Genomic DNA, 21,412 nt, shown 5'->3' on the forward strand with positions numbered 1-21,412 from the left:
CGTTCAGGCCGAGGCGCCGCGCCGGAACACCACCGGCAGCGCCATGAAGAACAGGATCACAAAGAGTGCCAGGCTCCACAGGGCGTATTCGACGCCCAGCACCGGCACCTTGGCGTCCATGCAGGTGGCGTAGATGCCGAACAGCGGCGGGATGGCGCTTTCCAGGCCGATGCCAGTCATGAAGCGGTCGGCAAACGTCTGGTCGCACGACAGCATGTTGGCGGCGACGCTGTACTGATACCAGGCGGCCACGATGCCGGACAGCGACAAGAGGGCAGCAAGAAAGCCGCAGATCCGCGTCAGCGCGCGTCCGCCGCCAAAGCCCCCGATCAGCGCGACCACGCCGATCACGAGATAGATCAGACGCTGCATCACGCACCAGGCGCAGGGCGGCATGTCGAAGACGTGCTGGGAAACGAGGGCGATGCCCACGGCGCCGAAAGAGAAAAGGGCGATCAGGCGGAGCAGGCGTTCTGAGCGAGATGTCATTGTTGCGTTGAAATGGGTTGGACGAAGCCGGCGCGGCGGCCGGACATGCTTAGGCCTTCGGGACGGGAATTGGTTGCATGACCTGGGTCAGCACGCTCAGGAGCAGTTCCCGCGCGCCTTCCCAGAAAATCTGCACCCCCAGGCACAGCATGATGAACGCCGACAGCCGCATGAAGACCGCCGTGCCGTTGTCGCCCAGGCGATGCAGCATCTGCGCCGCAAAGCGCAGGCAGACGTAAAGCGTCAACGAAACGACGATGATGCCGGGAATGGAGCCCGCCAGCCGCACCAGGCTCCATGCGTGGTTCGTGTCCCGCAGCGAGACGCCCACCGTGATGGCGGCCGCAATGGAGCCAGGGCCGCAGCTGATGGGGAAGGTCAGCGGATAGAACGCGCGGGCCTTGGCCATCTCGGGCGTGAACGATTCGGCCATGCGCGCCACCCGTTCGGTGTCGGCATCCGGCGAATTCACCAGCCGCCAGGCGCTGGCGATCACCAGCATGCCGCCGCCTACGCGCACGATCGACAGCGAAATGCCGAAAAAGCTCAGGAGCACGTTGCCTGCCACCATGGCGACGATCAGCATCAGGCACACATTGATCGCAACCCGCTTGGCCAGCACCACCCGCGTGGCGGAGGACGCTCCCTCGGTCAGCGATAGAAAGATGGGGGCGATCGCGGGCGGATTCAGGAACGGCAGCAGGGTGGCCAGCGCGAAAAAAAAGCTGCCACCGAAAATGCGCAGATAGTCGTTGAGCTGCATGTGAGCAAGCATCGCCTGGCCGAAAACCCGGATTGTATGCGTTCCGGGCCGGGTCTGGCGATGCGGGCTCAGGCGGCGCGCTGCTGGGCCTCGTCGCCCGAAAGCGCGTCCAGAATGTCGCGCTCGAACTGCATCTGGCTGCGGGGGCGCGCCAGCGCGGATCCGTCCACGATGAACACGTCTTCCACGCGGTCGCCCAGCGTCATGATCTTGGCCATGAGCAGGTTGATCTCGTGGCGCGCAAAGACGCGCGCCAGGGCGTGCAGCAGCCCGGGGCGGTCGGTCGCCGTGACGGACAGCCGCCACGACGTGCTGCGTTCGTCCGGCTGGAGTTCGGCCTGGGGCATGACTGGAAACACGCGCGACACGCGCGACTGCCGGCCGCGCCCGTACCACCCGCCGCGGCCGGGCTGGGCCTGCGCGGCCGTCTGCGGATCTTTCAGGCGTTCGGCCAGTTCGTGTTCAACCAGCGTGGCCTGCGCACGCAGGTCGCTCGCGCCCTCGGGCAGCAGGACGATGAAGCTGTCCAGCGCCCAGCCATGGCGGGTCGTGTGAATGCGCGCATCCTGAATGGACAGGGACTTGGCATCGAAATAACCGCAGATCGCCACGAACAGGTCGGGGGCGTCGCGCGTGTAGACCATGATCTGCAGGCCTTCGCCCTGCTCGGTGGGGCGCGCCTTGACCACGGCTTTGGCGGGAGCGACCTGGTGGTACAGGTGGCGCGTGTGCCAGGCGATGTCAGAGGCGTCATGGCGCAGGAAATACGCCACGTCGAGCTGATTCCAGAAGGCTTCGCGCGCGTCGTCGCGCAGTCCGGCCAGCCGGGTCAGCCGCGCCGCTTCTTCCTTGCGCTCGGCCAGGACCGTGTGGGCGTCGGCATGGGCGCCGCCCAGCGCCGCCAGCGTCAGCTTGTACAGGTCTTCCAGCAGCTTGCCCTTCCAGGCGTTCCAGACCTTGGGGCTGGTGCCGCGGATATCTGCCACCGTCAGCAGATACAGCGCGGTCAGGTGGCGCTCGTCTTTGACCGTGGCGGCGAACGACTGCACGACCTCGGGGTCGGACAGGTCGCGCTTTTGCGCCACCGCCGACATCAACAGATGCTGGCGCACCAGAAATTCGACCAGCTTGGCGTCCTCCGGGTCCATGCCGTGCTCCGCGGCGAACTTGCGGACTTCGCGCGCGCCCAGTTCGGAATGGTCGCCGCCGCGGCCCTTGGCGATGTCGTGAAACAGCGCCGCCACATACAGCAGCCAGTGCCGGTCCAGGCCGGCGATCAGTTGGCTGGCCAGCGGGTACTCCTGCGCATGTTCGGGCATGGTGAAGCGGCGCAGATTGCGCACCACCGCCAGCGTGTGCTGGTCCACCGTATAGGCATGGAAGAGGTCGTGCTGCATCTGTCCGACGATGCGGCGGAATACCGGCAAATAGCGCGGCAGGATGTTCAGCATGGTCATGCGCCGCAATTCATGGACGATGCCGCGCGGCTGCTGCAGGATCTGCAGGAACAGCTTGCGATTGACCGGGTTGCGGCGGAACTGCGCGTCGATGCGGTGGCGCGAATGCCAGATGGCGCGCAGCGTGCGGGCCGACATGCCGGTCAGCTCGGGGTGCTGCTGCATCACCAGGAAGGCGCGCAGCAGCAGCGTGGGATTGCGCTCGAAGCCGTCGTCCCGAATGATGTCCAGGCGGTCGCGCAGGTTGCGGAAATCGTCGTCGATGTCGCGCGCGTCGCTGTCGGGGCGCGGGAACAGCCGTTCCTCGATGTTCTGCACCAGGATGCCGTTCAGTTGCGTCACCAGCCGCGCCGCCCAGTAGTAGCGCTGCATCAGCAGTTCGCTGCCCCGCCGAGTGGCGGTGGCGTGAATGCCGTAGACCTCGGCCAGCGCGGGCTGCAGATCGAACAGCACCCGGTCTTCGCGCCGGTTGGCCAGCAGGTGCAGTTCAATGCGCAGGCGCTTGAAGGCCTGCTCGGCCTTGCGCAGGTCGCGCGCCTCGGACGAGGTCAACAGGCCCGCCTGCGCCACCGAACGCCAGTTGTTGCCGAAACCGGCGGCGCGCGCCATCCACAGAATGACCTGCAGATCGCGCAGGCCACCCGGCGATTCCTTGCAATTGGGTTCCAGCGCGTACGGCGTGTCGTGGTAGCGCGCATGGCGCTGCTGCATTTCGACGCGCTTGGCCAGAAAGAACGCCTGCGGATCGAGCCGGGACTTGGTCGCCGCATCGAATTTGCGCATCAGCACGCGGCTGCCGGCCAGCCAGCGCGATTCCAGCAGCGCGGTCTCTACCGTGATGTCCGCGTCCGCCTCGCGCTCGCAGTCCTCGATGGTGCGCACGCTGTGGCCGGGCTCCAGTCCCAGATCCCACAGCGACGCCACCAGTTTTTCGATCGCGCTTTCTTCGTCGGGCGTCGGCGCGTGCGGCAGCAGGATCAGCAGGTCGACGTCGGAGTGGGGGTAGAGCTCGCCCCGGCCATAACCGCCCACGGCCGCCAGCGTGGCGCCAACCGGCAGCGGGCAATGTTTGACCAGATCCCGTAGCGCGACGTCCACGATGCGGCGCAGCTCGGTCAGCAGGATGTCCGGCCGTTCGTGTTCCCGGAACTGGGCCACCACGGCCCGCCGGGATTCCTGGATGCGTTCGCGCAGCTTGGTGAGGATTTCGGCGGTCATGGGTGGCTGCGGGTCTTCAGACGGCGGGGATGACGATGGGTTCGGTGATGAACGCGGGCGGCTGGGGCATGCCGGGCGAGAGGGTCAGGACCTCGTAGCCGGTTTCCGTCACGCAGACGGCGTGTTCCCATTGCGCGGACAGGCTGTGGTCGCGGGTGACGACCGTCCAGCCGTCAGCCAGTTGCCGGATCTCGCGGCGGCCGGCATTGATCATGGGCTCGATGGTGAACAGCATGCCGGTCACCAGCTTCACGCCCGAGCCGGGCTTGCCGTAATGCAGCACCTGCGGATCTTCATGGAAGCGCTCGCCGATGCCGTGGCCGCAGAATTCACGGACAACGGAGAAGCCATTCGATTCGGCGTGCTTCTGGATCGCGTTGCCGATGTCGCCCAGCGTGGCGCCGTTCTTGACCTGCTGGATGCCCTTCCACATGCACTCGAACGTGATGTCGGACAGGCGCCGGGACAGGATGGACTGTTCGCCCACCGCGTACATCCGGCTGGTGTCGCCGAACCAGCCATCCTTGATGATGGTGACGTCGATGTTCAATGAGTCCCCGTTTTTCAGGACCTTGTCGCCGGGAATGCCGTGGCAGACTTGGTGATTGACCGAGGTACAGATGGCGCCGGGGAAGGGCGGGTAGCCCGGGGGCGCATAGCCGACCGTGGCGGACTTCACCTTCAGTTCGTCGGTCAGGTATTCCAGGCACAGGCGGTCGAGTTCGCCCGTGGTGACCCCCGGCTTGACGTGCGGGGTGATGAAGTCGAGAACTTTGGCGGCGTCCTGGCAGGCGGCGCGCATTTTGGCCAGGTCGGCCGGATTGGTGATTGTGCCCATGGAAAGCTTGCGATGAGTCGCTTGAATGTCTGCTTGAAAGAATAGTAGAATTATAAGCTTCCCTAAAAATTTGGGGAGCAATCGGGTTACCGGCAAGAAGGGTCAGGGTGAAAACATCCGTCAGGGTGAGAACATCTTGGCCCCAAGCCAAACCCGGCGGGTGCTGGCCTTTGGGTCCAGAGCACATCCGGCAGGATTTCTCGTTTCGCGCGGTTCTTTTCTAGGATCCCGCGGCAAGCCCTGAAGTTTCACCGCAAGCGAAGGTTGTGGAGCGAATTCGGGCAGGCTGCTGGGCATAGGGAAAGCCAAGTGTTGCATGGAAATCCAGCTGGGCAGGCTGTGGGCATGACTGCCGGCATTGGCTGGGCGCGGTGTGCTTGCAAGCCCGGAAGTGTTTTCGAGCGGCGATGCAGGTTCGGTATGGGCGCTGGATTAAGTTCTTGGAATTGCGCTGAAAAGCGTGCGCTGAAAAGCGCATCCTGAAAGGGATCCTTAAGAACTGCCACAGTGGCCTGATGCGCGGGCTGGCCTTGCGGCCAAGTTTGCGAAGAACTGGATTTCGCCGCCAACAAAACAATTCCGGGTGCGTCTCGAAGAAACTTCCAGGAACTTCCTGGAGTGTCGGACAGACGCAATGCAAGTCTCTTGTCGTGTGGCGGCCGTCTGGGTTTATCGCGGCAGCGTAGTAGAAGTCGTTAAAGGCGAGCCGCTACAGGCAACGCGCCTGGAGCGTCGTAGTTATTGCGGCAGTGATCGGCCGGCCCGGTTAAAATCTTTGTCATCCCGCGTTTTGCGGGAAATCGCGCGCAACACCACCCAGGGTGTCAGCAGGATGCTGATGCAGGTGCGGCGCAAGAAACCAACCCTTGGAGAATTAAATGTCTTTGATGCGCGAAATGCTGGAAGCGGGTGTCCACTTTGGTCACCAGACCCGTTACTGGAACCCCAAGATGGCTCAGTACATCTTCGGTCACCGCAACAAGATTCACATCATCAACCTCGAAAAGACGGTTGATAAGTACCAGGAAGCCACCAAGTTCGTGAAGCAGCTGGCTGCTCGCGGCGGCAACATCCTGTTCGTCGGCACGAAGCGCGCCGCTCGCGAACTGGTCGCCACCGAAGCCGCACGTTGCGGCATGCCCTTCGTCGACGCCCGTTGGCTCGGCGGCATGCTGACCAACTTCAAGACGGTCAAGACCTCGGTCAAGCGCCTGAAGGACATGGAAGTCGTCGTCGCCGAAGGCGGCGCCGAGCGCATGATCAAGAAGGAAGGCCTGCTGTTCCAACGCGAACTGGACAAGCTGAACAAGTCGATCGGCGGCATCAAGGACATGAACGGTCTGCCCGATGCCATGTTCGTGATCGACGTCGGCTACCACAAGATCGCCATCGCCGAAGCCAAGACCCTGGGCATCCCCGTGGTCGCCGTGGTTGACACCAACCACTCGCCCGAAGGCATCGACTACGTCATCCCCGGCAACGACGACTCGGCCAAGGCCATCGCGCTGTACGCCAAGGGCATCGCCGACGCCGTCCTGGAAGGCCGCGAGCAAAACCTGAACGGTCTGGTCGAAGAACTGGGCGAAGGTCAGGAAGAGTTCGTCGAAGTTCAAGACAACCAGGCCTAAGCCGGTTGTCATGTCCGGCGGTTAAGGTCTGGAAGCGGTGCCAAGACTGGCCCGCTTCCGCCCCGCCGGCGCTGCGAAGCTGGGCTCCCATCTTCCAGGCCCGCCCAGTGCGGGCGTCCCATCGAATCAAATCACAGCCCCGGCCCGCCGGGGCGTGTCTTAGCAAAATTTGGAGCAAACATGGCTGAAATTACCGCTGCCCTGGTCAAGGAACTGCGCGAAAAGACTGACGCGCCCATGATGGAATGCAAGAAGGCCCTGACGGAAGCCGAAGGTGACCTGGCCCGCGCCGAGGAAATCCTGCGCGTCAAGCTGGGCAACAAGGCCAGCAAGGCTGCTGCCCGCGTCACGGCCGAAGGCCTGATCGGTCTGTTCATCTCCGCCGACGCCAAGCAAGGCGCCGTCATCGAAATCAACTGCGAAACCGACTTCGTCGCCAAGAACGACGACTTCGTCGGCTTCGTGAACAAGCTGGCCGAACTGGTCGCCACGCAGAACCCGGCCGACGTGGCCGCGCTGTCGGCGCTGCCGTACGGTGAAGGCACGGTCGAAACCACCCGTACCGCCCTGATCGGCAAGATCGGCGAAAACATCTCGATCCGCCGCTTCGAGCGCATCCAGACCGCCAACTCGCTGGCCAGCTACGTGCACGGCGGCAAGATCGGCGTGCTGGTGGAATACACCGGCGCCGAAGAAGTGGGCAAGGATCTGGCGATGCACATTGCCGCCACCAAGCCCAAGGCCCTGAACGCCGACGGCGTGAACCCGGCCGACATCGCCGCCGAGCGCTCGGTTGCCGAGCAGAAGGCTGCCGAATCCGGCAAGCCCGCCGACATCGTCGCCAAGATGGTGGAAGGCTCGGTCGTGAAGTTCCTGAAGGAAGTGACGCTGCTGTCGCAGCCGTTCGTCAAGAGCGACAAGCACACGGTCGAACAGCACCTGAAGGAAAAGGGCGCCTCGATCAGCAAGTTCGTGCTGTTCGTCGTCGGCGAAGGTATCGAGAAGAAGACCAGCGACTTTGCCGCTGAGGTTGCCGCTGCCGCCGCTGGCGCCGCCTGACCTCTAGGTAGTGCTTAAAGGCCGGCGCTAGATTAAATTCTAGTCCGGCCTTTTTCGCCGCATGGGCCCCAAAAGGCAGACGCCTATGGGGCAGCCAACCCGCCTCGCGGGGCGGCGCTGGGGGTCAACCCCATTCTTGTCTTACACTTTCGTCGGATTGTTCTTCGGGATATCACCTATGAGCAGCAGGGCATACAAACGGGTTCTTCTCAAACTTTCCGGCGAGGCGCTGATGGGCGACGATGCTTTCGGCATCAATCGCTCCACCATCGTCCGTATGACCGATGAGATCGCTGAAGTCGCCGCCGCAGGCGTCGAACTGGCCATCGTCATCGGCGGAGGCAACATCTTCCGTGGCGTCGCCCCGGGTGCGCAGGGCATGGACCGCGCCACCGCCGACTACATGGGCATGATGGCCACCATCATGAACGCGCTTGCGCTGCAGGACGCGCTCAAGCACAAGGGTATCGACACCCGGGTACAATCCGCGCTGAATATCGATCAGGTCGTCGAGCCCTACATCCGGCCGAAGGCTTTGCGCTACCTGGAAGAGGGCAAGGTCGTGATCTTCGCCGCGGGCACCGGCAATCCCTTCTTCACCACCGATACGGCTGCGGCACTGCGCGGCGCCGAAATCGGCGCGGAGATCGTGCTGAAGGCCACCAAGGTGGATGGCATCTACAGCGCGGATCCCAACAAGGATCCCACCGCGACGCGCTACGCGCGCATCAGCTTCGACGAGGCGATCGTCCGCCGTCTGGAAATCATGGACGCCACCGCCTTCGCGCTGTGCCGCGACCAGAAACTGCCGATCAAAGTGTTTTCGATCAATAAGTCCGGCGCGCTCAAGCGAGTCGTGAGCGGCGAGGACGAAGGCACGTTGGTACACGTTTAAAGAAAAGGAAATTCCATGAGCGCAGCAGAAATCCGCAAATCCGCCGATGCCAGAATGGCCAAGTCGCTTGATACGCTCAAGACCAACTTGGCCAAGATTCGCACGGGCCGCGCCCACACCGGCATCCTGGATCACGTGCAGGTCGAATACTACGGTTCGCCCGTGCCGGTTGGCCAGGTCGCCAACGTGAACCTGGTCGACGCCCGCACCATCAGCCTGCAGCCGTACGAAAAGCACATGGCCGGCCCGATCGAAAAGGCCATCCGTGAGTCGGACCTGGGTCTGAACCCCATCTCCATGGGCGACACGATCCGCGTGCCGATGCCCGCGCTGACCGAAGAGCGCCGCCGCGACCTGACCAAGGTCGTGCGCAGCGAAGGCGAAGACGCCAAGATCGCGGTGCGCAACCTGCGCCGCGAGGCCAACGAAGCGCTCAAGAAGCTGGTCAAGGACAAGGAAATCTCCGAGGACGACGAGCGTCGTTCGCAAGATGACGTCCAGAAGCTGACGGATCGCGCCGTCGCCGACATCGACAAGATGGTCGTCCAGAAAGAAGCCGAAATCATGACCGTATAATCCCAGCACGCCACGAGGCGCCGCATTGCGGCCCGCGTGGCGTCAGGATTTCGTTGCACATGCGCCGTCCCGTCCATTGCCTCGCGGTACTTCCTCGTAGCGATGGAAACGACGGCGCAGGTTTTTTCCCGTATTCGTCTTTTTCGCCGGTCCGCCGTGCGCAGTCCCCAAACTAATGGCAACCAGTTCGACTCAGGCGGTCCCCGACATCCGTGACATCCCCGAGCACGTCGCCATCATCATGGATGGCAACGGCCGCTGGGCGACGCGGCGTCTGCTGCCTCGCACCGCCGGGCATGCCAAGGGCGTGCAGGCGGTCCGGCGCGTGGTCGAGGCCTGCGGACGCGCGGGCGTGCGCTACCTGACGCTGTTCGCGTTCAGTTCCGAGAACTGGCGCCGTCCAGCCGAAGAGGTCTCGCTGCTGATGCGCCTGTTCGTGCAGGCCCTTGAACGAGAAGTCGGCAAGCTGCAGGAGCAGGGCGTGCGCCTGCACGTGATCGGCGACCTGAGCGCCTTCGAGCCGCGCCTGCGCGAGCTCATCGCCGCCGCTCAAGAACGTACCGCGCACAACGACCGGCTGCACCTGACCGTCGCCGCCAATTACGGCGGCCGCTGGGACATCCTGCAAGCCACCCGCGCCATGCTGGCGGCAGAGCCGGCCTTGGCGGCCAACCCCGAACGGGTGGACGAAGAGCGCCTTTCCAGGCATCTTTCCATGGCATGGGCCCCCGAGCCCGACCTGTTCATCCGCACGGGCGGCGAACAGCGCATTTCCAATTTCCTGATCTGGCAGATGGCGTACGCGGAGTTCTACTTCACGGACCGCTACTGGCCGGATTTTGGCGCCAATGAACTCACGGCCGCCTTTGATTGGTACCGCACGCGCGAGCGCCGCTTCGGCCGCACCAGCGCCCAAGTCAGCGAAGCCGCCGCAAAATAGGCGCATCGCGACGCGCGCGTCTTTCCAGGCTGCACAAGAGGAGACCGTCACATGCTGGGCCAGCGTATCGTTACCGCCGTTGTTTTGTTGGCCATTCTGGCCGCCGCCATGGCGAGCGCCAATCCGTGGTGGTTCGTCGCGTTGCTGGCCCTTGCGGCCGCTTGCGCCAACTGGGAGTGGCTGCGCCTGACGCTGCCCCAACCACCGACCCCCGTCATCTCCATCGGCGTTGCCGTGCTGCTGTTTGCCGGCATGCTTGTGCTGACGTCCGCCTGGTTGGCGGGCGACCGCAGCGGCGCCGGCGATCCGGGCTGGGTGCTGCGCTATCTGGTTCCTGCCGTCTCGGCCGTCTGGCTGTTCGGCGGCGTGGCCGCCGTGGTGCGCGGGCGTTCCGATGCGCCGCCGGCCAGCCTGGCCTGGTCGGTCTTCTCCGTGCCAGCGGCGTTTGCCGCCTGGGCGGTCCTGGCGCAAATGTACGTGGCGCGCGGCGCGGTGTTCGTCGTGTCCCTGCTGGCCCTCGTCTGGGTGGCCGATATTGCGGCATATTTTGCCGGCCGGGCATTCGGCAAGCGTAAACTGGCTCCGCGAGTCAGCCCGGGCAAGACTATTGAAGGCGCCGTTGCCGGCGTCCTCGGCGCGGTGGTGTGGATCGGGCTGTCCAGCCTGTGGGACGGCACTTTCGGCCATGCGCTCGTCGAACGCTGGACGTTCGGGCTGGCCTTGCCGATCGCCGCGGTGCTGGGCGTGCTGTCCATTGTGGGAGACCTGTTCGAGTCGCTGCTCAAGCGCCGCGCGGGCCGCAAGGATTCCAGCACGCTCCTGCCTGGTCACGGCGGCGTCTATGACCGCATCGATGCGATCCTGCCCGTCGCGCCGTTCGCGCTACTTTTGTCTGGAGTCTTGTTTTGACGGCTTTTCAACGTGTCGTCGTGCTGGGGTCGACTGGTTCGATCGGTGAAAGCACGCTGGACGTAATTGCTCGCCACCCGGAGCGGATGGCGGTTTACGCACTGTCGGCGCATAGCCGGATGCAACGGTTGGCCGAGCAGGCGCTGGCCAGCCGTGCCGCGGTCGTGGTGGTGCCCGACACCGCCGCCCGTCAAAAATTCATCGATGCGTGGCCAAGTGGCCAGCCAATGCCCGAGATCCGCGTCGGCGCACAGGCGCTGGCCGACACCGCCGCGGATCCCCAGTGCGACGCCGTGATGGCCGCCATCGTCGGGGCGGCGGGCCTGCCTTCGGCACTGGCCGCCGCGCGCGCCGGCAAGCGTGTGCTGCTGGCCAACAAAGAGGCGCTGGTCGCCGCCGGCACCCTGTTCATGCAGGCAATTCGCGACAACGGCGCCGAACTTCTGCCCATCGACAGCGAACACAACGCCATATTTCAGTGTCTGCCGCATCAGGGCCGCGCCGACGCGCCCCATCTTCCCGCGAAGGGTGTGCGGCGCCTGCTGCTGACCGCGTCGGGCGGCCCGTTCCGCGGGCGCGACCTCGAAGACCTGCACGACGTCACCCCCGAGCAAGCCTGCGCCCATCCCAACTGGAGCATGGGCCGCAAGATCTCCGTCGATTCGGCCACCATGCTGAACAAGGGCCTGGAAGTCATCGAAGCCCACTGGCTGTTCGCAATGCCCGCCGATCGGATCGACGTGGTGGTGCACCCGCAGAGCGTCGTGCATTCGATGGTCGAATACGACGACGGCTCCGTCCTTGCGCAGTTGGGCCAGCCCGACATGCGCACGCCCATTGCTTACGGCCTCGGCTTTCCTGACCGCATCGAAAGTGGCGTCGGGCCGCTGGACCTGACCCGGCATGGCCGTCTCGACTTCGAAAAACCGGATCTGACCCGGTTTCCGTGTCTGGCCCATTCCTTCACCGCGATGCGGGCGGGGCAGGGCGCGTGCGTGGCGCTCAATGCCGCCAACGAGGTCGCGGTCGAGGGCTTTCTGGACGGCCGGCTGGCCTACACCTGGATCCCGCGAGTCATCGAGGCCGCGCTCGAGTGGCAAGCACGGCAGCCATCTGTTACCCTCAGCAGTCTTGACGACGTACTTTCGCTTGACGCCGAGGCGCGCGCATTTGCGGGCAACCTCGGACTGGCCTGATAGCGGGCCGCGCCTGCCTCTGATTTCCTAGATTCCGACCCCATGCTTTTCACCCTGCTGGCCTTTGCCGTAGCGCTTGGCTCACTGATCATTTTCCATGAGCTCGGGCACTATTGGGTCGCCCGCCTCTGCGGCGTGAAGGTCTTGCGTTTCTCGGTGGGCTTTGGCAAGGTCATCCTGCGCCGCACCGACCGGCACGGCACCGAATGGGCCGTTTCCGCGCTGCCGCTTGGCGGTTACGTCAAGATGCTGGACGATGCGCCGCCCGGTGCCTCGCCCGCGGTTGCGGCTTCCGCGTTCAATACCAAGCCGGTGGGCCAGCGCATCGCCATCGTGGCGGCGGGTCCCATCTTCAACCTGATTCTCGCGGTGTTCCTGTATGCGAGCCTGAACATGGCCGGCACCGAGGAACCCGTCGCCATTATCGCGCCGCCCGCGGCCGAGACCCCCGCCGCCCGCGCCGGCCTGCTGGCCGGTGATCGCATCCTGGCCATCGACGGCGCGGAAGTCGCTTCCTGGTCCGACGCCCGCTGGCGCCTGATGGACGTCATGTCCACCGGCGGCCGCGCCAGCATCGAGGTCAGCACCCCATCCGGCGCAGTCCAGCGGCGCGAACTCGACCTTCCCCCCAACACGATGGACCCGGCCGACGGCGATCCGCTCGCCGCCGCGGGTGTGCGTCTGGCCCAACCCAAGCCGGCAGTGCGCGCCGTGATCGATGGCGGCGAAGGGCAGGCCGCTGGCCTGCGCGCCGGCGATCTGGTCGTGGCCGTGAATGGCCAACCGGCGCCCGATACAGGCGCCCTCGTCAAGCAGATCCAGGAAAGCGCCGGCAAGCCGCTTGCCCTGACCGTCGTACGCGACGGCGCCAACGTCACCCTGAACGTCACGCCGCGTCCCGAAGTCGTCAATGGCCAGGAGATCGGCCGCGTTGGCGTGCAGTTGGGCGGCAACGTGCCCATGGTGACGGTGCGCTATGGCGTCTTTGACAGCCTGTGGCGCGGCGCGGTCCGCACCTGGGACACCGCTTGGTTCTCGCTGCGCATGATGGGCCGCATGGTGACGGGCGACGTGTCGTGGCGCAATGTCAGCGGTCCGGTCACCATCGCCGACTACGCCGGCCAGACCGCCCGGATCGGCATTGTTGCGTATATCGCCTATATCGCATTGATCAGTATCAGCCTGGGCGTTTTAAATTTGCTTCCCATTCCTATGCTGGATGGTGGCCATCTGCTGTACTATCTCGTCGAAATTGTGCGGGGTAGCCCCCCGCCTGCGAAATGGATCGACATCGGACAACGCGCCGGCATAGGTATATTGGCAAGCCTTATGGGGCTTGCGCTGTTCAACGATTTCACGCGTTTGTTCACTTGAACGCGATTTAGCATAAAATCCCCCGCCATTTGCACGACCGAGGATACTCAAGGATGTCTTTTCGCCGGATGTTTCAACACAAAAAGGGTCTACTGCCGGGTCTCGTTGCCGCGTTGATGTTGCCGGCCTTGGCCCACGCCTTCGAACCCTTTGTCGTGCGGGATATCCGCGTAGAGGGTATTCAACGAACCGACGCCGGCACCGTCTTTGGTTATCTTCCCGTCAAGGTCGGCGAGAAATTCACCGAAGAAGAAGCCACGGAAGCCATTCGCCGTTTGTATGGCACGGGCTTTTTCACCGACGTTCAGATCCAGACGGACAATAATGTCGTCGTCGTGGTCGTCCAGGAACGCCCGACCATCGCCTCCGTCAATTTCAACGGCATGCGCGAGTTCGATTCCAAGGCAATCACCACCTCGCTGGGCCAGGTCGGTTTTGCGGAAGGCCGCATTTTCGACCGCTCCATGCTCGAGCGCGCCGAATACGAACTGAAGCAGCAGTATTTGTCCAAGGGCAAGTACGGCGTCGAAGTCACCTCCACCGTCACGCCGCTGCCGCGCAACCGCGTTGGCGTCAGCTTCGACGTGTTTGAAGGTTCGGTCGCCCGCATCCAGGAAATCCGTTTTGTCGGCAACAAGGCCTTTTCCGAAAGCGACCTGCTGGACGAATTCAAGCTCACCACCCCGGGCTGGCTGACCTGGTACACGGATACCGACAAGTACTCGCGCGAAAAGCTCGAAGGCGACCTCGAACGCCTGCGTTCGTTCTACCTGGACCAGGGTTACCTGGAGTTCTCGGTCGAACCGCCGCAAGTCACCATTTCGCCGGACCGCCAGGACATCCGCATCACGATCACCGTTCACGAGGGCGAGCCCTACAAGGTGCGCAGCGTGAAGCTGGCCGGCAACCTGCTGGGCCTGGACAAGGAAATCAACGATCTGGTGCAGATCAAGGCTGGCGAGACGTTCTCGGCCGCCAAGACCAACGATTCCGCCAAGGCGATCACCGACTACCTGGGTGAATTGGGCTACGCATTTGCCAACGTCAACCCGAACCCGCAGCTCGACCGTGCCAAGCACGAAGCCGACCTGACGTTCTACGTCGATCCGAGCCGCCGCGTGTATGTACGCCGCATCCAGATCGGCGGCAACACGCGTACCCGCGACGAAGTCGTGCGCCGCGAAATGCGCCAGCAGGAAGCCGCCTGGTACGACGCCGGCGACATCAAGACCTCGCGCGACCGCGTCGATCGCCTGGGCTACTTCAGCGATGTCAACGTCAAGACCGATCCGGTCCCGGGCTCTCCCGACCAGGTCGACGTCAACGTCGACGTGAAGGAAAAGCCCACCGGCATGATCAACCTGGGCGTGGGCTACGGCTCGTCGGAAAAGGCCATTCTGTCGGCCGGCATCAGCGAAGACAACGTCTTCGGCAGCGGCACCAACCTGACGCTGCAACTGAACACCAGCAAGACGAACCGCGCCGTGGTGCTGTCGCACACCGACCCGTACTGGACCAAGGACGGCATCAGCCGCACCACGTCCGCGTACTACCGCGTGACCGAGCCCTGGAACAACAACGACGGTGATTACCGCGTCAAGGCCTTGGGCCTGGGCATGAACTTCGGTATCCCGATCTCGGAGTACGACCGCATCTTCCTGGGCGGCAACTTCGAACGCAACCAGATCGACCTGTACAACAACTCGCCGGCGGCTTACGAAAGTTTCGTCGACCAATACGGCGATGCGACCAATTCGGTGATTCTGAGCGCTGGCTGGTCCAAGGACACGCGTGACAGCGCTCTGGCGCCGACCAAGGGTTCGTACACGCGCCTGAAGGCCGACTTGTCGACCATCGACCTGCAATACACGATGCTGACGGCGCAACAGCAGTATTACGTGCCGCTGGGCGGCTCGTACACGCTGGCGCTCAATGGCATGGTCGATTGGGGCCAGAGCTACGGCAACAAGGATTACCCGGTCATCAAGAACGTCTATGCTGGCGGTATTGGCACCGTCCGCGGTTACGAGGGCTCGTCGCTGGGTCCGCGCGACGTCAAGACGGGCGACTACCTGGGCGGCACGCGCCGCATCGTGGCCAACGCCCAGCTCTACCTGCCGTTCCCGGGCGCCTCGAAGGACCGCACGCTGCGCTGGTTCATCTTCAGCGACGCGGGTCAGGTGTCGGCCGGCAGCGGCCTGAGCTGCACCCGCGGCCGCGACAACACCGAGATCGAGGATCCGTGCGGCTGGCGTTTCTCGGCGGGCGTGGGCCTGTCGTGGCAGTCGCCGATGGGCCCGCTGCAGTTGTCTTATGCGCGGCCGCTCAATTCCAAGCCGGGCGACGACAAGCAAAGCTTCCAGTTCCAGATCGGGACCGGATTCTAAGCAAGGCGTTACTCTTGAAAACAAGGGCAGGGCCGACCGGCCCAGCGTCCTTGCTGTTTAGTGGCACAATACACACTTTGGCTTTGCCTTACTGGAAGGTGAGATTTTCATGATGTCTGATTTCGCACTTAAATCATCGAAGACGCTGGGCGCGAAGCGCCGTGGCAAGCTGGGCGGCTCCATTGCCCTGGTGGGTGCGCTCATTCTCGGTTCGGCTGCCGCGATTCCCGCGCAAGCTCAAGGCACCAAGATCGGTTTCGTCAATACCGAACGCATCCTGCGCGAATCGGGTCCGGCCAAGACTGCGCAAAGCAAAATCGAAGCCGAATTCAAGAAGCGCGACGACGAACTTCAACGCCTGAACAACAGCCTGCGCTCGCAAGCCGAGAAGTTCGACAAGGACGCACCCGTCCTGTCCGAATCCGACCGCGTCAAGCGCCAGCGCGATCTGGCCAACCTGGACACCGACCTGCAGCGCAAGCGCCGCGAATTCCAGGAAGACTTCAATCGTCGCCGCAACGAAGAATTCTCGGGCATCGTGTCCAAGGCCAATGACGCCATCAAGCGCATCGCTGAACAAGAAAACTACGACCTGATCATCCAGGACGCAGTGACGGTCAACCCCCGCATCGACATCACCGACAAGGTGATTCAGAGCCTGGGCAAGTAAGCGATACCCGTCTAGTCATGCCGGTTTTACTGGATCTTGCCCGCGCGCCGACACTCGAAGCAATGTTGAGCGCCGCCAATACCCAGGGTATCGACTGGCGTATCAGTGCGGTTCCCGGCGCAGACCCCATGCGGGTCTGCGGCATCGGGACCTTGTCTTCGGCCGGTCCTCAGGAAATCTCTTTCCTGTCCAATCCCCGCTATCAAAGCCAGCTTGGCGCAACCGGAGCAGGGGCGGTCATCGTCTCTCCCGACGTCGCCGAAGCCCTTGAAGCCCAGGGTAGCGACCGGCCGCGGTTCGCATTGGTCGTCTGCAAGCATCCCTACCTGCTTTTCGCGCGCGTCGCGCAGTGGTTCGACACTGCCCGCAGACCCGCCTTGCCCGCTGAAACCCATCCCTCCGCCGTGATCGCGCCCGACGCCATCATCGAAGAGGGCGTGCGCATCGGCCCCAATTGCGTCGTCGAATCCGGCGCGCGGATCGGGCGCGGCACGGTGCTGGGTCCCGGCTGCGTCATCGGCGCCGGATCGACCATCGGGCCGGACGGGCGTCTGCATGCAAACGTCACGCTGTACGAAGGCGTCAAGATCGGCGCCCGGGTCATCCTGCATAGCGGATCGGTGCTCGGCGCCGACGGCTTCGGCTTCGCGCCGGATCCTTCGCTGGGCAAGGGCGCCTGGGGCAAGATTCCGCAGTTTGGCGGCGTGTCCCTTGGCGACGACGTCGAAATCGGCGCCAACACGACCGTCGACCGGGGCGCACTCGAAGACACCGTCCTGGCGGACGGCGTGAAGCTCGACAACCAGATCATGGTTGGCCACAACTGCCGCATCGGCGCGCACACCGCGATGGCGGCATGCGTCGGCGTGGCGGGGTCCACCACCATCGGCGAACGCTGCACCATTGGCGGCGCCGCAATGCTTTCGGGCCACCTGGTGCTGGGCGATGACGTGCACATCTCGGGCGGCACGGCAGTGACGTCCAATATTTCCAAGCCTGGCCGCTACACCGGGGTCTTCCCGTACGCGGAACATGGCGAATGGCAGCGCAACGCCGCCGTGATACAACAGTTGGCGCAATTGCGCCGCCGCTTGCGCACGCTGGAAAAGGACTAGGGCGCGTTCGCCGCCCTGGCGCGCGCGCGCCGCCACCTTATTTAATTTCGCAGGAACGCAGAGAAAAATGGAACTCGACATCAAGGGGATCATGGAGAGGCTGCCGCATCGCTACCCGATGCTGCTGATTGACCGTGTTGTGGAAATGGTGCCTGGCAAGTCCATCGTCGCCATCAAGAACGTCTCGATCAACGAGCCGTTTTTCAACGGTCACTTTCCTCACCATCCGGTGATGCCGGGCGTGCTCATCGTTGAAGCCATGGCCCAGGCCTCGGCGCTGTTCTCCTTCACGGACGAGAACGGTGGCCTCAAGTGCGACGGCGCCAAGACCGCCTATTATCTGGTCGGTATCGACGGCGCGCGCTTCCGCCGCCCCGTCGTCCCGGGTGACCAACTGCGCATCGAGGTCGAAGCTGAACGCCTGAGCCGCAGCATCTGTAAGTATCAAGCTCGCGCGACGGTCGATGGCCAGGAAGTGGCGTCGGCCAAGCTGATGTGCGCGATTCGCAGCCTGGAAGAGTAAATGGCAGGAAACATCCATCCCACCGCTGTTGTCGATCCGGCGGCAAAAATCGACCCGACCGCGGTCATCGGCCCGTTCGCAGTGGTGGGGCCCGATGTGACCGTCGGTGCGGGGACCGAGATCGGCCCGTACTGCATGGTCGACGGTGTGACCACGATCGGTCGCGACAACCGTTTCTACCGCTATTGCTCCATTGGCGGGATGCCGCAGGACAAGAAGTACGCGGGTGAGCCCACCCGCCTGACCATCGGCGACCGCAACACGGTCCGCGAATTCGTCACGCTGAACACCGGCACGACGCAGGATGGCGGCGAAACGACGCTGGGGGACGACAACTGGATCATGGCCTACGTTCACGTGGCCCATGACTGCCACATCGGCAGCCACACGATCCTGGCCAATTCGGTGCAGCTTGGCGGCCACGTCCACGTGGGCGACTGGGCGATCATCGGCGGCCTGACCGGCGTGCACCAGTTCTCGCGCGTGGGCGCGCACACCATGACGGGCGGCAACAGCTCCCTCATGCAGGACACCCCGCCGTTCGTGCTGGCCGCCGGCAATCCGTGCCGCCCGGTGGGCGTCAACGTCGAGGGCCTGAAGCGCCGCGGCTTTTCCGCAGCTTCCATTTCGGCCCTGCGCGAAGCCTACAAGATCATTTACCGCCGTGGCTTGTCCCTGGATGCGGCGCGTGCCGAATTGCGCGAGCGCCAGCAGGCCACCCCGGAAGCCGCGGAACACCTGCAGATGCTGCTGGATTTCCTGGACGTCGCCTCCCGCGGCATCATCCGCCCATGAGTACTCGGATCGGCATGGTGGCCGGCGAGCCTTCGGGCGACTTGCTGGCCGGTCGCATCATTGCCGGTCTGCAAGCGCGCGACAACGGCGTGCTTTGCCAGGGCATTGGCGGGCCGCAGATGCAGGCCCGCGACTTTGAGGCCTGGCACCCGATGCACGCGCTGACCGTCTTCGGCTACGTGGATGCGCTCAAGCGCCTGCCCAGCCTGCTGGCCACGTACCGCGACGTCAAGCGCCGCTGGCTGGCCGAGCCCCCCTCGGTATTCGTCGGCATCGACGCGCCCGACTTCAACCTGCGGCTGGAGCACCAGTTGCGGCAGGCGGGTACGCCGACGGTGCACTTCGTCGGCCCCTCTATCTGGGCGTGGCGCTACGAACGCATTCACAAGATCCGCGAATCGGTATCGCACATGCTGGTGCTGTTTCCGTTCGAGGAAGAGATCTACCGCAAGGAAGGCATTCCGGTCACGTACGTGGGCCATCCGCTGGCTGGCGCTGTGCCCATGCAGCCGGACCGCGCGGCTGCCCGCGAGCGCCTGGGCATCGACCAGAACGCCCGCGTGCTGGCGATCCTGCCCGGCAGCCGTTCGTCCGAGATCCGCCTGCTGGCGCCGCGCTTCCTGCAGGCGGCGCAGCAATTGCTGAAGAAGGATCCGGCCCTGCAGTGCATCGTGCCCATGGTCAACGACCAGCGGCGTGCGGAGTTCCTGGAAATTCTGGCGCAGCACCCGGTGCCCGGGTTGCGCTGCGTCACCGCGAACGACCTGCACGGCGAGGGCGGCGACCGCAAGGCGCCCGTGGCCTGGTCCGTCATGGAAGCCGCCACGGCGGTCCTGGTTGCCAGCGGCACCGCCACGCTCGAGACGGCGCTGTTCAAGCGGCCCATGGTCATTTCGTACGTGTTGTCGCCGTGGATGCGGCGCATCATGTCCTGGAAGTCCGGCCAGCAGCGCCCGTATCTGCCGTGGGTGGGCCTGCCCAACGTGCTGCTGCGCGATTTCGTGGTTCCCGAGCTTTTGCAGGACGACGCGACGCCCGATAAACTGGCCGAAGCGACCTGGCAGGCGTTGACCGACGACGCGCTGATCGCTCGCGTGGAGGCCCGATTCACCGCCATGCACCAAGACCTGTTGCGCGATACGCCGGCGCTGGCCGCGCAGGCGATCCTGGAGGTGGCCGATGGAGCAGCCTGAGCTTTTCGTGGCGCCCGAACAGCCCGCGTTGCTGACGGCGGGCGTTGACGAGGCCGGCCGCGGCCCGCTGGCAGGCGAGGTCTACGCCGCCGCCGTCATCCTGGATCCGGCGCGCTTCATCGACGGCTTGGCCGATTCCAAGGTCCTGACCGCGGTCCGCCGCGAGGAACTGGCGCTGCAGATCAAGGAGCAGGCGCTTGCCTGGTGCATCGCCAGCGCCACGGTCGCGGAAATCGACAGCCTGAACATCCTGCGCGCCACCATGCTGGCCATGCAGCGCGCGGTGCAGGGCCTGGCCACCGCGCCGCAAGTGGCCCTGGTGGACGGCAATCAGGCGCCCAAGCTGCGCTGCACCGTGCAGACCGTCATCAAGGGTGACGCGCTCGTCCCCGCGATCTCTGCCGCCTCCATTCTTGCCAAGACCGCCCGCGATGCGGATCTGCTGCGCCTGCATACGCTGTATCCGCAGTACGCGTTCGATCAGCACAAGGGCTACGGCACGGCGCTGCATCTGCAACGGCTGCGCGAGCACGGCCCGTGCGCCGAACACCGCCGCAGCTTCGCGCCCATCAAGGCCTTCGGCCTGGTTTCATGAAGCACATCAGTTCCCGGGACAACCCGGCGGTCAAGGCGCTGGTCAAGCTGGCCGGCACGGCCGGCAAGCGCGGCGCGCCGGTGCTGCTTGACGGCGTGCACCTATGCCAGGCCTGGTTACAGCACTTCGGCGCGCCCGATCGGGCGATCTTCGACGTGGAGCGGCTGTCTCAGCCTGACATCGCAGCGCTTGCCGCAGCCGTCCCCGACGATGTCAGCCTCGCATTGGATGCGCGGCTCATGCACGCGGTAGCCGCAGTGGAAAGCGGGCAGGGCGTCGCCTTCCTGGTCACGCCGCCCGTTCCGGCACTGCCTGAGCAGGTGGATGACACCTGTGTCCTGTTTGACCGCATCCAGGATCCCGGCAACGTGGGTACGCTGTTGCGCACGTGCGCCGCGGCGGGCATCAAGCGCGTGTTCCTGGCCACGGGGACGGCGGCGGCCTGGTCTCCCAAGGTGCTGCGCAGCGGACAGGGCGCGCATTTTGCCCTGGACATCCACGAACACGCCGATCTCGAGGCCTTGCTGCCCCGTTTGCGCGTGCCGCTGGTGGCGACCGCCCTGGACGGTTCGCGCGACCTGTTCTCGGACCGGTTGCCTGAACAATGCGCATGGGTTTTCGGCCACGAAGGCCAGGGCGTGGCGCCCGCGCTGTTGGCGGCTGCCAGCCTGAAGGTGCGGATACCGCACGACGCCAAGGCCGTGGAGTCGCTGAATGTCGGGGCCGCCGCCGCGATCTGCCTCTTCGAGCAGCGCCGGCAGGCAAGTGTGCGCCACCCCGCCTGATTCCCCG

At 64.5% G+C, this 21,412-nt stretch carries 20 protein-coding genes; 16 read left to right on the forward strand and 4 right to left on the reverse strand.

Going from position 1 to position 21,412, the window contains the following annotated elements; genetic code table 11:
• Positions 1-3 precede the first annotated feature (3 nt).
• From AC6LJW_RS04955 to map, 4 genes are all read right to left on the reverse strand, one after another.
• The gene (locus tag AC6LJW_RS04955) at positions 4-489 is read right to left on the reverse strand and encodes a disulfide bond formation protein B (protein WP_056570278.1); all 486 of its coding nucleotides are present in this window, start codon (positions 487-489) and stop codon (positions 4-6) included.
• Between the two features lie 49 nt (positions 490-538).
• Positions 539-1,252: a MarC family protein gene (locus AC6LJW_RS04960; RefSeq protein WP_056570280.1), complete on the reverse strand. Its 714-nt coding sequence runs from the start codon at positions 1,250-1,252 to the stop codon at positions 539-541.
• 68 nt (positions 1,253-1,320) lie between these two features.
• Entirely contained in the window at positions 1,321-3,927 is a 2,607-nt protein-coding gene (locus tag AC6LJW_RS04965; protein WP_056570282.1) for a [protein-PII] uridylyltransferase, read from the reverse strand.
• A gap of 16 nt (positions 3,928-3,943) precedes the next feature.
• Complete coding sequence (gene map / locus AC6LJW_RS04970; protein WP_105238529.1) at positions 3,944-4,765, reverse strand: type I methionyl aminopeptidase; 822 nt, start codon at positions 4,763-4,765, stop codon at positions 3,944-3,946.
• Between the two features lie 878 nt (positions 4,766-5,643).
• On the opposite strand from map, the gene rpsB reads away from it, so the two are divergent.
• The 16 genes from rpsB (at position 5,644) to AC6LJW_RS05050 (ending at position 21,405) form a co-directional block, all read left to right on the forward strand.
• Positions 5,644-6,393, forward strand: a complete 750-nt coding sequence (gene rpsB / locus AC6LJW_RS04975) for a 30S ribosomal protein S2 (protein WP_056570286.1) — start codon at positions 5,644-5,646, stop codon at positions 6,391-6,393.
• 180 nt (positions 6,394-6,573) lie between these two features.
• Positions 6,574-7,452 carry a translation elongation factor Ts gene (tsf, locus tag AC6LJW_RS04980; protein ID WP_056570288.1) on the forward strand — a complete coding sequence of 293 codons (879 nt, stop codon included), beginning with the start codon at positions 6,574-6,576 and terminating at the stop codon, positions 7,450-7,452.
• Positions 7,453-7,630: 178 nt separating this feature from the next.
• A complete protein-coding gene (pyrH, locus tag AC6LJW_RS04985; RefSeq protein WP_056570291.1) occupies positions 7,631-8,347 on the forward strand; it encodes a UMP kinase in 717 nt (238 codons plus the stop codon).
• A gap of 15 nt (positions 8,348-8,362) precedes the next feature.
• Positions 8,363-8,923: a ribosome recycling factor gene (frr, locus tag AC6LJW_RS04990; protein WP_056570293.1), complete on the forward strand. Its 561-nt coding sequence runs from the start codon at positions 8,363-8,365 to the stop codon at positions 8,921-8,923.
• 175 nt (positions 8,924-9,098) lie between these two features.
• Entirely contained in the window at positions 9,099-9,863 is a 765-nt protein-coding gene (gene uppS, locus AC6LJW_RS04995) for a polyprenyl diphosphate synthase (protein WP_498086649.1), read from the forward strand.
• Positions 9,864-9,914: 51 nt separating this feature from the next.
• The gene (locus tag AC6LJW_RS05000) at positions 9,915-10,772 is read left to right on the forward strand and encodes a phosphatidate cytidylyltransferase (protein WP_498086650.1); all 858 of its coding nucleotides are present in this window, start codon (positions 9,915-9,917) and stop codon (positions 10,770-10,772) included.
• On the forward strand, positions 10,769-11,968 hold the full coding sequence (locus AC6LJW_RS05005; protein ID WP_056570298.1) for a 1-deoxy-D-xylulose-5-phosphate reductoisomerase: 1,200 nt from the start codon (positions 10,769-10,771) through the stop codon (positions 11,966-11,968). The genes AC6LJW_RS05000 and AC6LJW_RS05005 overlap by 4 nt, the downstream gene beginning before the upstream one ends.
• 42 nt (positions 11,969-12,010) lie before the next feature.
• The gene (gene rseP, locus AC6LJW_RS05010) at positions 12,011-13,342 is read left to right on the forward strand and encodes an RIP metalloprotease RseP (RefSeq protein ID WP_498086651.1); all 1,332 of its coding nucleotides are present in this window, start codon (positions 12,011-12,013) and stop codon (positions 13,340-13,342) included.
• Between the two features lie 53 nt (positions 13,343-13,395).
• The gene (gene bamA, locus AC6LJW_RS05015; protein WP_056570302.1) at positions 13,396-15,729 is read left to right on the forward strand and encodes an outer membrane protein assembly factor BamA; all 2,334 of its coding nucleotides are present in this window, start codon (positions 13,396-13,398) and stop codon (positions 15,727-15,729) included.
• A gap of 109 nt (positions 15,730-15,838) precedes the next feature.
• Entirely contained in the window at positions 15,839-16,399 is a 561-nt protein-coding gene (locus tag AC6LJW_RS05020; RefSeq protein WP_056570303.1) for an OmpH/Skp family outer membrane protein, read from the forward strand.
• 17 nt (positions 16,400-16,416) lie between these two features.
• Positions 16,417-17,514: a UDP-3-O-(3-hydroxymyristoyl)glucosamine N-acyltransferase gene (gene lpxD, locus AC6LJW_RS05025; RefSeq protein ID WP_498086652.1), complete on the forward strand. Its 1,098-nt coding sequence runs from the start codon at positions 16,417-16,419 to the stop codon at positions 17,512-17,514.
• A 67-nt stretch (positions 17,515-17,581) separates the two neighbouring features.
• Positions 17,582-18,037: a 3-hydroxyacyl-ACP dehydratase FabZ gene (gene fabZ, locus AC6LJW_RS05030; RefSeq protein WP_056570307.1), complete on the forward strand. Its 456-nt coding sequence runs from the start codon at positions 17,582-17,584 to the stop codon at positions 18,035-18,037.
• A complete protein-coding gene (lpxA, locus tag AC6LJW_RS05035; RefSeq protein WP_056570309.1) occupies positions 18,038-18,832 on the forward strand; it encodes an acyl-ACP--UDP-N-acetylglucosamine O-acyltransferase in 795 nt (264 codons plus the stop codon).
• Entirely contained in the window at positions 18,829-20,025 is a 1,197-nt protein-coding gene (lpxB, locus tag AC6LJW_RS05040) for a lipid-A-disaccharide synthase (RefSeq protein ID WP_056570311.1), read from the forward strand. Before lpxA ends, lpxB begins: the two co-directional genes overlap by 4 nt.
• Positions 20,012-20,620, forward strand: a complete 609-nt coding sequence (gene rnhB, locus AC6LJW_RS05045) for a ribonuclease HII (protein ID WP_498086653.1) — start codon at positions 20,012-20,014, stop codon at positions 20,618-20,620. Before lpxB ends, rnhB begins: the two co-directional genes overlap by 14 nt.
• Positions 20,617-21,405, forward strand: coding sequence for a TrmH family RNA methyltransferase (locus AC6LJW_RS05050; protein ID WP_056570315.1), 789 nt, complete (start codon positions 20,617-20,619; stop codon positions 21,403-21,405). Before rnhB ends, AC6LJW_RS05050 begins: the two co-directional genes overlap by 4 nt.
• The last annotated feature ends 7 nt before the right edge of the window (positions 21,406-21,412 follow it).

It is taken from the genome of Achromobacter sp. 1012554356, assembly GCF_059760815.1.